Below are 13442 nucleotides of genomic sequence, written 5' to 3'. Positions count from 1 at the left end.
GGCTTGACCGTCAGGCCCGGGCCAGCCACCTCTGCCGCTCGGCATCGGTGACCAGGCGCTGCTGGTGGTCGAGTTCCAGGCGGGCGAGTTGGGCGTAGTGCTCGACCACTCCCGTGCCGAACGCGGCGTGGGCCAGGGCACTTTCCTGGAAGGCGGCCAGGGCGTCAGCGAGGGTGGGCGGCACAGGGGTGCCGCCCCCGCTGTAGGCGTTGCCAGCCGCTTCAGGGCCGAGGGCGAGCTGTTGCTCGATGCCGTGGTCGATCGCCGCCAGTACCGCGGACAGTGCCAAATAGGGGTTGGCATCCGCTCCCGGCACACGGATTTCCAGATGGAGGCCCTCTCCGTGACCGACGACGCGGACAGCGCATGTGCGGTTGTCGTGGCCCCAGTGGAGCATGGTCGGTGCGAACGAGCCGGGCGTGAATCGCTTGTAGGAATTGACGTTCGGGGCATAGAACGGGCCCAGTTCCGGCAACCCTGCGAGCAGCCCCGCGATTGCGTTCCGTCCGATCTGGGACAGCTCGTATCCGTTGTCAGGGGCGTGGAGTTGGCTGAGGGCTTTCGACCACAGCGAGACGTGCAGGTGCAGGCCGTTGGCCCACCCGGTCTCTGGGGCTGCCATGAACGTGGGCGCCAGTCCGGCGCGCGTCCCCAGCGTGCGCGCCGCGTGCTTGAACAGCAGGTGCCGGTCGCAGGCGGTGAGCGCGGGTCCGTACGGGAAGGTCACCTCAACCTGGCCGGGGCCGGCCTCGGTCTTGATCGCCTCCACGGGCATGCCGGCCCCGGCCAGTGCCCGCTGCAGACGGCGGAAGAACCGGTCGCAGGCGGGGCCGTGGTCGAGGGCGTAGTCAAGATTCTCCATCGTCACAGGCCGCAGGCGCTGGTACCCGGCCTGTTCCGCTTCCGCGTACGTGCCCTGGTAGAGGGTGAACTCGGTCTCGATTCCCGCTTTGGCCTGGAGGCCGTGCCGTGAAAGCCGGGTCAGCTGCTGATGGAGGATCTGGCGGGGTGCGACCTCGATGGGGGATCCGTCGTGGTGCACGGCGTCGCCGAGGACGATGGCGGTGCGCGGCAGCCACGGCAGCACGCGCAGAGTGCCCAGGGCTGGCTGTACGGACAGGTCCTGGTAGCCGCTGTCCCACGAGGTCAGCGCGAAACCGTCCGCCGGGCTCATCTCAGCGTCGGTGGCCAAGACGTAGGCGCACAGTTCGGCACCGTGATGCGCGACGCGCTTGAGGAAGTGGTCGGCGTCGTACCGTTTTCCCTTCAGCCTCCCCTGCAGATCGGGAACGGCCAGCAGCACGGTGTCGATCGCGCCGCCCTTCACGAGGTTGCGCAGGTCGGTCAGGGACAGGGCCTTCTCCGAGCGCGCACCCGATGCGGAAGCCGCCGCTACGGCCAGGCGCGGGGCTGTGCCGTTGCTCGTTGTGGTCATCACACGACCTCGTCTTCGTACTCGCCTGCCGAGCGGTCGAAGTTCTGGGCCGGCACCTCGTACGTGCTGCCCTGCTTGTGCCACCACCCCCACGCCAGCGCGAGCACGACGAGCAGGGCCACCGGCGCGTAGTTGAACGTGTCGACCGTGGTGAGGGCGCCGCCGTCGGGGCGGGTTTGGGGCAGACAGAACAGGACAGTCACGAACGCCACCCAGATGACGGCGATCGTGCCCACCATCACGCCCCAGCTGCCCAGGTTCCACGGGCCGGGCTTGAACCGACGCCGGTTCTTGACCCGCAGGAAGATCGGGATCGCGTACGCCGGGGTGATGCCGATGACGTTGATGCTGGTGATCGCCGCGTACGCGACCGGGCTGTACAGACTCGGCAGCGCCAGCACCGCGGCGCACACCACGGACAGCAGCACCGCCTTGCGCGGGGTGCCGGTACGACGATCCACCTGCCGCCACAGTTGAGATCCTGGGAGCGCTCCGTCCCGAGAGAAAGCGAACACCATCCGGCTGGCGGCCGCGGTCTCCGCGTTGCCGCAGAACAGCTGGGCGACGATCACGACCAGGAGCAGCGCCTTCGCCCCCGCCATGCCCAGGGCGTCGAGGAAGATCTGTGCCGGCGGCACCCCGGTTGCCGTGCCCACGGTGCCCGCGTAGTCCTGGATCGCGAAGGTGAGTCCGGCCAGCAGCACGAACCCGGCCAGCCATGACCAGCCGATCGAGTGGATGATCCCCCGGGAGGCGGACACCTGGGCGTCCGTGGTCTCCTCTGACAGGTGCGCGGAGGCGTCGTAGCCGCAGAAGGTGTACTGGGCCAGCAGCAGGCCGAGCACCGCCACGTACAAGGGGCTGGACCAGCCGGTGTTGTTGACGAACTCGCCGAACACGAAATCCGTCGACTGGTGGTGGGAGGGCACAATCGCCAGCGCGCCGACGATCACTGTGACGCCGGCCAGGTGCCACCAGACGCTAATGCTGTTGAGGATGCTGACCAGCCGGACTCCGAACAGGTTCAGCGTGAGGTGCAGGGCGAGGATGCACAGGAAGATCACCATGATCTTGCCGGGGGTCGGCGCGAAGCCCCACTGCAGGTTGAGGAAGGCGCCCGTGAACAGCGCGGCCCCGTAGTCGATGCCGGCGATCGCACCGAGCAGGCCCAGCAAGTTGAGCCAGCCCGTGTACCAGCCCCACTTCCGGCCGCCGAGCTGCTCCGCCTGGTAATACAAGGCCCCGGAGGTCGGATAGGCGGAAGTCACTTCGGCCAGTCCGGCACCGATGAACATCACCATGGCACCTACGACGACCCAGCCCCACAGCATCACGGACGGGCCGCCGGTGTTCAGGCCGAACCCGTACAGGGTCATGCAGCCGGACAGGACGCTGATGACGGAGAAGCTGATCGCGAAGTTTCCGAACGGCCCCATGCGCCGGGTCAGCACTGGCTCGTAGCCGAGCTCCCGCAAGTACGCGTCGTCGGGCTTCCGGGCTGTTGCGCGATGGCCAGGACTCAAGTGAGACATGGGGATCCTCCAAGGTTCGAGATGCAAGTGGGCAGGATCATGCCAACCGGTTATGGATGGGGTCGGGTACGGGGGCGATGTGTGCGGGCGAAGGACAGGGACTCTGCACGCGCTCTCAGGAGCAGAGCGGAACCGGGGTCTGGCCCCGGGGCCCCGTCATGCACCGAGGCCCATGGCTCGCGAGCCGCGTATGGGCCCATTGCCTCGAAGACCTCGGCGGCTTCCATATATTGGTGGCCCGCCCACAGCGCGTAGGCGAGAAGATTCAGATCGGCCACCGACCGCTCCCGAGCGGGTGCCTTGCGGAACCAGTCGTAAAAGGCATTGAGCGTGTAGTCGAGCGTCGACTCTTGCGCCCACTGCCGCCGCCACAAAGGATCAGCGTGCGACCGTCGCCGCTGCTCGACCTGGGCGTACGCCGGCAGCAACAACAACGGCGACCCAACGGGCCGCTGTGACGCCACCCATCGCCCGAAGTCGAAGATGCTGGCCAGAGACGCGCCTTGCGGTCCGTCCAGGGCGAGCATGAACTGCAGCACGCGGTGATAAGCCTCGCGGTTGTACGGATCACGCTGGTTGACCTCGTACAGCAACCCCCACGGACCGCTCGGCAGCATCGGCTCGGAGGGCACCGCACGGTGCTCATGACGCAGCTGCCGGGTGTCAATCTGTGCCAACGCCACGAGGCACACCCACGGCACCGGATCCTGCGGCACGCGACGAGCCGCGAGCAACGCCTCCCGCCGGGCCCTGAACTCCAACTCCAAGGTGCCAGAATGTTGTTGACGGTGCGCACGCAGGGCCCGCTCGACGGCTACGCGAACCCCCATCACCTGTGCGTCGTAACTGCCGGGCTCCTCGTCGAGCCACACACCGACCACATCCGACCGAGCTGCCGCCACGGCCAACACCTGAGTGCGCGACGTCCGCAGCGCCCAGTGCGTGCCGGTGTCCCAAAGCAGCTTCGCGGCCGTTCTCCATCGCCCCGCCGCCAACTCGACGAGAGCCACGCGCAACTCTTCGTCGTGGCCGGCTGGGTGGTACACAAGTCGCATTACGCATCCTCGAACCGGCGCGAAAGATGTTCCGAAGGGGGAAGCGAGCTGCTTGCCTGAGGAACACGAACAGTTCGACACGGCGTGTCTTCCCGGTGGGCGGTGAGTGTCATCGAGAGCCTCAGGGGGATTTGGGTTTGGGCCGCAGAGTGGAAGTCGTGAATCGCTCCATGCGGCGCGAAGCGGTTCGCCAAGGTGAGCAGGTCGCCCTAAAAGCGAATCTGGCCAATCATGTCCGCAACGCCGGTAACAAACCGACTGATGCTCGGGGCCATTGACGTACTCGCCAGGAAGAATCCGAAGAGACTGCATACGATTGCGTGCATGGCATTCAGCCCGCTCTTCTTGACGAAGACGAAAACGAGAATGCCCAGGAGCACGACGGCGGAGATGCTAATGGCCACCGAACACCACCCAGTGGCTGTGTGCTCCTGCCGGGTGAGGCGACTGTGATGGACCGCTGGGGGACAGGAGCGGGCTGCAGGCCAACCTTGTTCGTCTGGGGGGTGACAACGTGGACTCCGGACAGAGGGAATCATCGGCAGGTTCGTGTTTCCGTGGCGCGACGAGCGACAGGAGGGACCGATTGATGACGCTCTCGGTCGGTTCATCACGGCGCCGTGCTGTGGGAGCTCCAACACTGGCGGCAAAGCGCCCCGTGCACACATTCCGGGGGTGATATCACTTGTGTGATTCCCGCCCTGCCAGGAGTAAGTGAGGTGGCGTAGGCTCACTCACGGGGAGGTATGACCTATCCAGCAGCCGCTGCGACGCTCGACCGGTAGGCGGCCAACTGAGCAGCTACAACACGGCCATCCTATGCTTCGCCTGCGCTCGCTCCCGCGGCCTGGATCAGCTAGTGCCGGAACACGTTTGGTCCGACCCAGACGTTGGCGGCCGGATGGGCCCGGTCGGAGCCTGGGTATCAGTTCGTGTTGGCGAGGGTGCTGCGGGCTGCGAGGCGGAAGTCCTTGACTGCTTGGTAGAGGATCCGTTCTCTTTCGGCGGCCAGGGCAATGTCTTCGGCACTACGGGTGGCGTCTCCCGCATGGGCGTTCTCGGCCATCCGCCGCATGACGAGTGAGAGATCGTTGGAGGCGTGGGTGACTCGTGAGGCGACTTCCACGAGGGGAGCCGGCCCTTCGAGGATGACAACTTCGACTGCGCGGTGGACCTCGCGGGCCAGGGTGGTGAAGTGGCGTATCTTTTCGTCGACGTCGGGTAGATCGGGGTCGTCTGAACGCAGTGCGTCGAGGATGGCGTCCATGGCGATGTCGCGGTCATGGAGGGCGCTGAGGTAGTTGGCGTATGCGTCACGGCGGTGCTGACGGCGCCACTGGTCGTGTTGTGATCGTGCCTGTGCCCGGCCGTTCACGATCGCGGCACCGAGGGTGGCAAGGGAGCCGACGGCGGCACCAAGCAGAGCGGCGAGTCCTGCGTCCATGGGCCCAGTCTGCTGGTCTCGTTGCTCATCCAGTACGTCGGGGCTTTCCCTTCCTGTGGTGGGTGGGGCGGGCGTATGACTCGCCGGGGGCGAGGACGCCTCAACCTGGTTGCCCACAACACGTACGCTCAAGACGTACTGGAGCGATGCAGAAAAAAGGTGGCAACAAGGAGCCGAACTTGACCGAGGCGCGGCAGATCCTCGTGCTGTGGGACATCGACCGCACGCTGCTGTACGTCGGCGACATCGACCGACAGGTCTACCGCGAAACCTTCGCCGAGATCGTTGGACGCCCCGCGGAGCACCTGCCGGTACCGGGAACCGGCGTCACCATGCCCCTCGCCATCCGGTCACTGCTTCTGGACAATGGCGTCCCGGAATCTGATGTTCCCCACCTGGTGGCACGCATGGTGGAACTCCTACCACACCACCTCGCCGCACACTCGAAGGACCTGCGCGAGCAGGGCATCCTTATGCCGGGTGTCCTCGCGACCCTGAAGGCGGTCCACTCGCAACTGCACCTCCTGCCCACCGTCGTCACGGGGAACCTCCGGCCCAACGCGCTGCTGAAGCTCGAAGCCTTCGACCTCCACGGATTCCTCGATACAGAGATCGGCGGGTACTCCTCGGACGACGAACACCGCCCCGCCCTCGTCGCCGTCGCGCAGAAGCGCGCCCAGGCCAAGTACGGGACAGCCTTCACCCGCTCCAGCACCGTCATCGTCGGAGACTCCCTGGAAGACGTCCGTACTGGACTTGAAGGCGGCGCTCCTGTGATTGGAGTCGCAACCGGCAAGACGACCGCCGGCGAACTTGCCGCGGCCGGAGCCGACGTCGTTCTCGACAGCCTGGAAGACGTGCCACGACTCCTGAACGCGATCACCACAACAACCCAGGGTCGCTGCTGATGGCGACTGCCCAGAGAGCGCCTCAACTGCGCGTATTACATAAGTGATACCGGCACGGCGTACCCACACCTACGCTGTCTGACGCAGACGAGGAACGGGGGTGCGATGCCCAGGCACGCTCGCGTATGCGCTGGCTGCGGATGCCGATTGAGCCAGTACAACGCTGAAGACTGGTGTGCCGCGTGCACACGCGACAGGCGCCTCGACATCCACCTCCAACGCCGCGTCCCGGACCAGGTCTGGCGCGATGTGGAAGTCCAAACTGCCATCGCTACATGGGACTTTGGCCATGCAAGCCGCCTCATCCGCGAGCGGGCGAACCTCCGCCAGGGCGACATGGCTTACATGACCGGACTGAGTCAAGGCTTCCTGTCCATGCTCGAAGCAGGAACCCGCCGCTTAACGAACCTCGACAAGGTCGCCAAGTTCCTCAGGGGCATCGAAACACCCGATATGTTGCTCCCCCCACCGTTCCGTGAGCACCATCTGGGTCCGACGCCCTTTCCCCTCCCAGGACCATCCTCCGTCGACCTCCAGGCTGCAGCCAGGCAGCAGGCAGCGGATCTGCTCGAACTCGCGGCACAAGCTGCGGCTCAGTCGCTCCAGTTCACGGAAGAGATCACGAGGAGCAACGTAAGCGACGTCGAACTTGAGGGGCTAGAGACTAAGATCGTCAGGATTGCGACGGACTACGTTCACACTCCTCTGCACCCGATCTTCCGAGATCTCCTCACGACGAGAGACCGACTCTTCGCGCTGTTGCGCGGTCACCAGCCCCCCGGCCAAACCCGGGAGCTGTTTCTCCTCGCCGGCACGAGTTGCCTCCTCCTCGCACACGCGTCACAGAACCTGGGCGACCAAGACTCGGCGCTCGCCCAACTCCAAACAGCCTGGACCTTCGCCGGACAGGCCGACCACGACGACCTTCGGGCATGGGTCAAGGGCACAGCTGCACTGATCGCAGAGTGGTCAACTCACCGGCATACAGCTCTTGAGTATGCACAACAAGCGATCCAGCTTGCCCCTGGCGGCGAGACTCGGATCAGGACCGCAGCAATCCAGGCCAGGGCCGCGGCACGCATCGGAAACCGGAGCACGGCCGAGGCCGCGCTCAAGGAACTCGAGCGTGCCCGCGAGCAGCGCACGGACCCCGACGGGCTCACCCGATTTGGAGGGCTGCTCACTTTCCCTGAAGCCAAGCAGGAGTACTACATCGGTGGGACGTACGCTCTTCTTGGTGAATACCAGCGGGCCGAACAGCACGCCGCCGCAGCGATCGATCTGTACGAGATGGGCCCACAGGAGCAGCGATCGTACGGCGACGAGGCGCTGGCGCGCCTCGACATCGCCACAGCACGCATCGCAGCTGGGGAAATCGAGGGGGCCGGCGAGCAGCTCCAACCTATCCTCGAACTACCAGTGGACCGTCGTATCCGACAGCTCGGGGACGCCGTGCAAGGAGTAACCAGGCTTCTCGAAGACCGGCGGTTCGCCGGGAGCCGGGTTGCTCGCGAGCTGGCAGATGTCACCCGCGGATACCAGGCGATGGACACCAGAGCGAAGGCCCTCACCCCATGAAAATGACGGTCTCTCCCGAGTCCGCTGCACGCATGGCCTGCCGGGCATCAGGCCTGGCAGACCGCTCCCTCGCCTCGCTTCACCACCATGCCACTTCTGTGTTCCTTCTTGCCGCAGAAGGCGTTGTGGTGCGTGTCAGCCCCATCTCGCAGCAGCGCCGACTCGCAACGGCCGTCTCCGTCACGCGCTGGCTCGTCGCTAACAACTTTCCGGCGACTGAGCCCGCGGATGTTCCCCAGCCGCTGGCGTGCGAGCCATACGTTGTCACTTTCTGGCGGCACTACCCACAGTCCGGACACGGGGCCCCACCGTCCGGACGACTGGGTGATTTGCTCAGAAATCTGCACTCCCTTCCGTCTCCGCCGATGACACTGCCGCGGTACCAACCGCTTGCCTCGCTCAAGGCTGCTGTGGAATCTAGCAGCTACCTGGCACCGAACCAGCGTGCGTGGCTCCAGGAGCGCAGGCAGGAACTCCTGAATTCCTACGGAGAGCTGGATTTTCCCTTGGAGCATGGGCATATCCACGGAGACGCCTACCCAGGCAACACACTCTGGGACGCCCAGGGCATCAGGCTTGGAGACTGGGACGAAGCCGCTTTCGGTCCGCGAGAGATCGACTTGGCCAACACCTTCCAAGGAGTGCGATTCGGACGTACTTCTGCGGAACTGGATGACTTCAGTCTCCGCTACGGATACGACATCAGGCAGTGGCCAGGGCTCTCCGTCCTGGTCGGAATCCGAGAACTACATACCCTCGGCTCCTTCATCCGACGAGCGGATTACGGTGACATGAATGCCGCCAAGCAGCTTTCGTATCGCATCGAAACTCTGAAAAACGGGGAAAAGCAAGCCCAATGGGGTGCGGCCTGAAGGCAACCGGGACGATGCTGCCGCTACGACAAGAGAGCCTACACTTTCCAAGATACCGTCACCACGGCGGCGATTACGTTTGGCTCGTCCGCGATCCGCTGGATCTACCTAGAAGTCGTACACCGCGAAGTCCGTCACCGGGCGATAACCAATGCGCTGGTACAGGCCGTTGCTGGTGGGATTGGCCAGGTCCGTGAACAGCAGCACCTCCGCCGCGCCCGCCGCCAGCGCCGCCCGGCTGACCTCGACCGTGGCCGCGCCCGCGTAGCCGCAGCCGCGCAGGTGGGCCGGGGTGTAGACGGGGGCAATCCGGATTTGGCCGGCAACCATCGGGGTCACGCCCGCCATGGAGACAGGGGTGCCATCCGGGGTCTCCCAGAACGTGACGCGTCCGTTGGCGATGCGCGTGTCGGCCCAGGAGCCGGCGTCCGCGGAGGGGGCTGCTCCGAGGGATGCGGCGAATTCGCGGTACCACAGCATGAGTTGATCGCGGTCCTGCTCGCCCGCGACCCGGCCCCGGCCCTCCGGACGCGGCTCCGGCGCGGTGAGCGTGCCGAGGCGGTATAGCCGCTGACGCTCGTGGAGCGTCGGCGTCGCGCCGGTGAGCCGTTGCCAGGCATCAGCGAAGGCGGCGGCAGTGTCGCGGTCCGCGCTGACGCCGGGGAGGGGGCGGCCGAGGCCGGCCAGGTGGGCGGCGAGGGCGTCAGACTCGTCGGGGGTGAGGGGGGTGAGGTTCAGGCGGCGGGGCGGGGTACGGAAGTAGGTCGCGCGGACTTCGCCTACCCTCTCCAGGACGCCGAAGACGGGGTCTTCGGCACCGTATGAGTGCGGTCCGCGCGTACGCAGCGCCTCGGTCACCGTCAGGGGGATGGTGTGCAGGGCGGGGCGCGAGTGCAGGAAGTCTGCTGCGCGGGCTAGGAAGCTGTCGACGTCATCGGTGAGGTACCAGTCGTCCGGGCGCATGCCTAATGATCCCGCGCGTTCACGGACTGCGCCCGTGGTTTTCCGACGGGGCGAGGCACCAGGACGCTGTCAGGCGCCGCCTCCTTCCGCCTACTCCGACTGTGGGTCCGAGGCCAGGCCCGGCCGTGCAGGTGCATGCCCCGGAACGCGTCGTCCCGACCGGTCCGAACATCGCACCCGCAAGGCCCCGAAGAAACCGGTCGAGGAAGATGCACTGGTACTGGCACCCTGGCGTGGTGCTGTTCAAACTCACCGGGTCCAGCTGCTCGGGGAAGACGACACTCGCCTATGCCGCGGCCGACAGGCTCCGGAAGATCGCCGTGCACGACTTCGATGAAATGAGCGTGCCGGAGGATGCCGACAGGCGCTGGCGCCAACGCATGACCGAGATGTGGTTGCATCGCGCGCTGGAGTACCAGGAGCGGGGCATCGATCTGCTCTTCACCGGACAGTCCCCGTTGGGTGAGGTACTGGCCGCGCCCTCCGCCCCATTGTTGGACGGCATCGCTGTGTGCCTGGTCGACGTCGCAGACGAGATCCGGCGCACTCGTCTCGCCAATCGTGACCCCGGGCGGTGGGACACCCAGGCCGTAGACGCCTTCCTTGGCTGGGCAGAGTGGCACCGCAAGCACGCTCTCGACCCCCGTCACCGGCCTCACGTCATCGTCGATGATGGCTGGCCCGAGATGGCCTGGCACCGCTGGACCGGATGGAATGCCGACGACCCCCGATGGTGCACTCAGTTGCTCGACACCACGCACCGGCCAGTCCCGGATTCCGTGGATCAGGTCGAGCAGTGGATCACTGAGCAGCGCCGAGTACACCGGGCTGGCCGACTCGCCTTGAGCCAGGGCTGGGCTTCGTGATTTTTCCTAACCACGCCAGCTGTCGGGATCGTGCATCCAATTCGGCATTCTGAGCATGGGGCCGGTGAGTTCCACCGGAATATTGAGCCCGTCAAGTAGCTCGACAATCTTGTCGATGTTTGTCAGTCTTCGTGCTCCTGACTCCAGCATGGATAAGAAGGCCTGACTGAGCCCGGTGAGGTCAGCCATGTCGCTCTGGCGTAAATCGCTTGCTATTCGCACGAGATGACATAGCCTGCCGAAGTCGCGGGTGAACAGGGCTCGCTGAACGTCGGCGCGTGCCCATACCTCGGTTGGCACGCAGGGCGCCGGCTGGGGCCTACTACGCGCACTGCGGGAGCAGCCACTGCAATATGGCTCCTCATTATATCGGCTAAGAACACAGTGGCAGAGTTGACACCGTCGGTCGCGTCGCCCTGACTCTGCTTCTGTACTGCGATCAGGTACAGGTGTGTGGCTCCAAGGCCCGGAGGTGCTTGTCGCAGTTCCTCCGGTCCTGTGTGTCCCACTGGCTGGCGTGTTAATAGAGAGGGCGGTCAAGTGGCCACCTCCAGCGTCAGATTGCATCGCAGGCACCAATCCGAGAGGGCACGTCTAACCGGATCTCGCCGTAGGCGCACTCCAATCAGGTGGTCACGACATAGGGTCCATGAGGGCGCGTCAGACAGCGGATGCCGCGGCCTGCCGGAAGGGCCTGCACTCGCGTTTTCACGGCCCATGCGTCGATTAGCGCAGCCGTCCGTGTGCTGCCGATCGATCCGGTCGGCAGGACCCCAGAGGGCCGGATATCCCGCAGCCCGCATGCTTGACAAGAGGCTGCTCCCAGTGAAGGCAGGATGCACAGGCTCTGGCGAAAGGCGGGACGGGCTCGAGGCACGGGGCATCAGGCGGAGGCTTCCTCTGCCGGTCCTCGCCGCTCCCTACGCGCCTTGCTCAGCGCGTGGAGAAGCGCATCGGCTGGAGTCAGCGATCGTGGCCCGCTGGGGAAGACGTGCCAGTGCAGTCCTGGAGGATGCGTGTTGTCGGCGGGCGGTACAACGACGTGACACGTCTGCCCAAGAGCGACGGTTCCCGGCTCCTTCCAGTGGGCCGCAGTGCCCGCGGGGACCAGGAAGTACAGCCGAGGCTCTGGCCCCTCGTGGTCCAGGATCACGGGGCCGACCGGCGTTTCACCCTGGTTGAGGATCTCGATGGCCCGTCGGCCTACGGCTTCCATGGCGCGGACGGCATCCCACCACACGCCTGCTGAGCACAGCTCGGTCTCTTCGCCGGTGGGCATCCAGCGAGGCGGTAGCGCGCGAGCTGCTGGATTGGCGTCGGACATGGAAATGGCCTCCTCACAACAACGTGTGAGGAGACCATTCCACTCAGCAAGCGGCCTGCGCGGACAGATTGTGCGGGGAAGTCTCTGTGCAGACGCTTGACAGCCTGTCAGATTGCGGCTAGACCTGCCCAACTGCCAAAGGCGGACAGCTCATTGGAAGGGTGAGCGTCCATCCGCAACAACGCAGCGGTCGTCTCTCGAACCGAGGGGTGGAACCGCGTGTGGTTCGGCGCGATCTTGCGCGCCCTGCGTAGGTCGCCAAAAGCCCCGGCCCGGTCGCCCATCGCGAGCTTCGCCGAAGCCACGTCAATGAAATGGTGACTCGACCGCTCGCCCACCGTGGTCGCGGGCGGCGCCCACTCCCCTCCAGGGGCGGGCGCCCATTCGGAGATCCGTGCAAGGGCTTGCTCCGTGTCACCCATGTCGATCATTGCGTGCACGTCATGGATCCGGATGTTCGTCGGGCCGAACGAAGTCTCGTAGGCCAGGGAGTCACGGTTCCCAGCCAGGCGAGCTACATCCTCGGCCTCTCGGAGGTACCCGTTCGCACGGTCCGGGTTGTTCTCTCGAGCCTCCAGCACCGCGAGCTTCAGCAGCAGCGCTCCGTCCACTGCGAGCGCGTCATCGGTGAAGGATCGTTCTGGCTGGAGCCGCTCCAGTTCTTCCCGCAAACCCAGGAGCTTGCGACGTGCCGATGTGTAGGCTCCCTGGCGCAGCATGGCGCCGGCCACGAGGTACCCGGATGTGACCTGCATCAGTGGATCGCCGGACTTCCTTGCGGCCCAAGCTACGCGGTCCAGCGCGGTGTTCGACAAGTCGTGGTGGCCCATTTTGTGGGCGAGCGAATTCACGGCCCTGTAGGCCCGAGCCAGGTGCCAGAAGGCCTTGCTCTGTTCCTCATTGCGCCCCCCGAGCGCCACGTGGGTCAGCTCTGTGATGATCGCGGGGAGCAAGGGGCCCATGGGGGCGTAGCGGGCATCCCTCCGAAGGGCCGAGATCTGATCGACTTCGGAGGCGAGCACAGGCAGGGGGCGCGGGGCGATCTCCAACTCGTCGGGAGTGTCAAAGCAGAGCAAGATGCGGCGCAGCTCGGGGACCACCGCGTGGACGCCGTCTTCAGCCTCCGGCTCCCCGTAGTAGGGCTGGCCGGTCAGCACCTCCGGCCCGAAGTGCAATGCCTTGGCGAGCGCCAAGAGCAGCGAAGGTGATGCTTTCCGCTTGCCGGACTCGAGCTTCTGAACGTAGCTAGGAGAGATTGCGACCTTTTGTGCCAGCTGGGCAGCGGACAGCTTCCGCGTTCGGCGGGCTATGCGGAGCCTGTCTCCCAGCATCAGGTTGTCACTCATGGGCGGATCGGTCCCTTCGCGATGCGGCACTCGGTTCAGCGTACGGATAATGCACAGTCCTGTGGAGTTGGCCACTAAGAGTTAACAGGGCCGACAGTGGCTGGCCGTCTGCCGTGAGT

The 13442-nt window shown here is 65.6% G+C and carries 12 protein-coding genes; 4 read left to right on the top strand and 8 right to left on the bottom strand.

What is annotated here, in order from left to right; translation table 11 throughout:
- Positions 1–10: 10 nt before the first annotated feature.
- The 5 genes from ABZ855_RS39715 to ABZ855_RS39695 all read right to left on the bottom strand — a co-directional run bounded on the left by ABZ855_RS39715 (position 11) and on the right by ABZ855_RS39695 (position 5466).
- Positions 11–1435 carry a glutamine synthetase family protein gene (locus ABZ855_RS39715; protein ID WP_360815884.1) on the bottom strand — a complete coding sequence of 475 codons (1425 nt, stop codon included), beginning with the start codon at positions 1433–1435 and terminating at the stop codon, positions 11–13.
- Positions 1435–2967, bottom strand: a complete 1533-nt coding sequence (locus ABZ855_RS39710) for an amino acid permease (RefSeq protein ID WP_360815881.1) — start codon at positions 2965–2967, stop codon at positions 1435–1437. The genes ABZ855_RS39715 and ABZ855_RS39710 overlap by 1 nt, the downstream gene beginning before the upstream one ends.
- Before the next feature lie 50 nt (positions 2968–3017).
- Positions 3018–3977 carry a hypothetical protein gene (locus ABZ855_RS39705; protein WP_360815878.1) on the bottom strand — a complete coding sequence of 320 codons (960 nt, stop codon included), beginning with the start codon at positions 3975–3977 and terminating at the stop codon, positions 3018–3020.
- Positions 3978–4231: 254 nt separating this feature from the next.
- Positions 4232–4426 (bottom strand): hypothetical protein, encoded by a 195-nt coding sequence (locus ABZ855_RS39700; RefSeq protein ID WP_360815875.1) that lies wholly within the window; start codon positions 4424–4426, stop codon positions 4232–4234.
- Positions 4427–4947: 521 nt separating this feature from the next.
- Positions 4948–5466: a proline dehydrogenase gene (locus ABZ855_RS39695; RefSeq protein ID WP_360815873.1), complete on the bottom strand. Its 519-nt coding sequence runs from the start codon at positions 5464–5466 to the stop codon at positions 4948–4950.
- Positions 5467–5645: 179 nt separating this feature from the next.
- On the opposite strand from ABZ855_RS39695, the gene ABZ855_RS39690 reads away from it, so the two are divergent.
- From ABZ855_RS39690 to ABZ855_RS39680, 3 genes are all read left to right on the top strand, one after another.
- Positions 5646–6374, top strand: a complete 729-nt coding sequence (locus ABZ855_RS39690) for an HAD family hydrolase (RefSeq protein ID WP_360815871.1) — start codon at positions 5646–5648, stop codon at positions 6372–6374.
- Positions 6375–6521: 147 nt separating this feature from the next.
- Entirely contained in the window at positions 6522–7952 is a 1431-nt protein-coding gene (locus tag ABZ855_RS39685) for a helix-turn-helix transcriptional regulator (protein WP_360815869.1), read from the top strand.
- Entirely contained in the window at positions 7949–8824 is an 876-nt protein-coding gene (locus tag ABZ855_RS39680) for an aminoglycoside phosphotransferase family protein (protein WP_360815867.1), read from the top strand. Before ABZ855_RS39685 ends, ABZ855_RS39680 begins: the two co-directional genes overlap by 4 nt.
- Before the next feature lie 108 nt (positions 8825–8932).
- On the opposite strand, the gene ABZ855_RS39675 is transcribed toward ABZ855_RS39680, so the two are convergent.
- On the bottom strand, positions 8933–9787 hold the full coding sequence (locus ABZ855_RS39675; protein ID WP_360815865.1) for a GNAT family N-acetyltransferase: 855 nt from the start codon (positions 9785–9787) through the stop codon (positions 8933–8935).
- 236 nt (positions 9788–10023) lie between these two features.
- On the opposite strand from ABZ855_RS39675, the gene ABZ855_RS39670 reads away from it, so the two are divergent.
- The gene (locus tag ABZ855_RS39670) at positions 10024–10653 is read left to right on the top strand and encodes a hypothetical protein (protein ID WP_360815862.1); all 630 of its coding nucleotides are present in this window, start codon (positions 10024–10026) and stop codon (positions 10651–10653) included.
- A 6-nt stretch (positions 10654–10659) separates the two neighbouring features.
- On the opposite strand, the gene ABZ855_RS39665 is transcribed toward ABZ855_RS39670, so the two are convergent.
- Positions 10660–11220: a helix-turn-helix transcriptional regulator gene (locus tag ABZ855_RS39665; protein ID WP_360815859.1), complete on the bottom strand. Its 561-nt coding sequence runs from the start codon at positions 11218–11220 to the stop codon at positions 10660–10662.
- Between the two features lie 864 nt (positions 11221–12084).
- Positions 12085–13323 carry a helix-turn-helix transcriptional regulator gene (locus ABZ855_RS39660; protein ID WP_360815857.1) on the bottom strand — a complete coding sequence of 413 codons (1239 nt, stop codon included), beginning with the start codon at positions 13321–13323 and terminating at the stop codon, positions 12085–12087.
- Positions 13324–13442: the final 119 nt, after the last annotated feature.

The sequence above is a fragment of the Streptomyces sp. NPDC047042 genome (genome assembly GCF_040644035.1).
In the GTDB taxonomy this organism is placed as follows: Bacteria; Actinomycetota; Actinomycetes; order Streptomycetales; family Streptomycetaceae; genus Streptomyces.
Note: the sequence above shows the minus strand (reverse complement) of the source record. Positions and strands in the feature narration are given on the sequence as shown.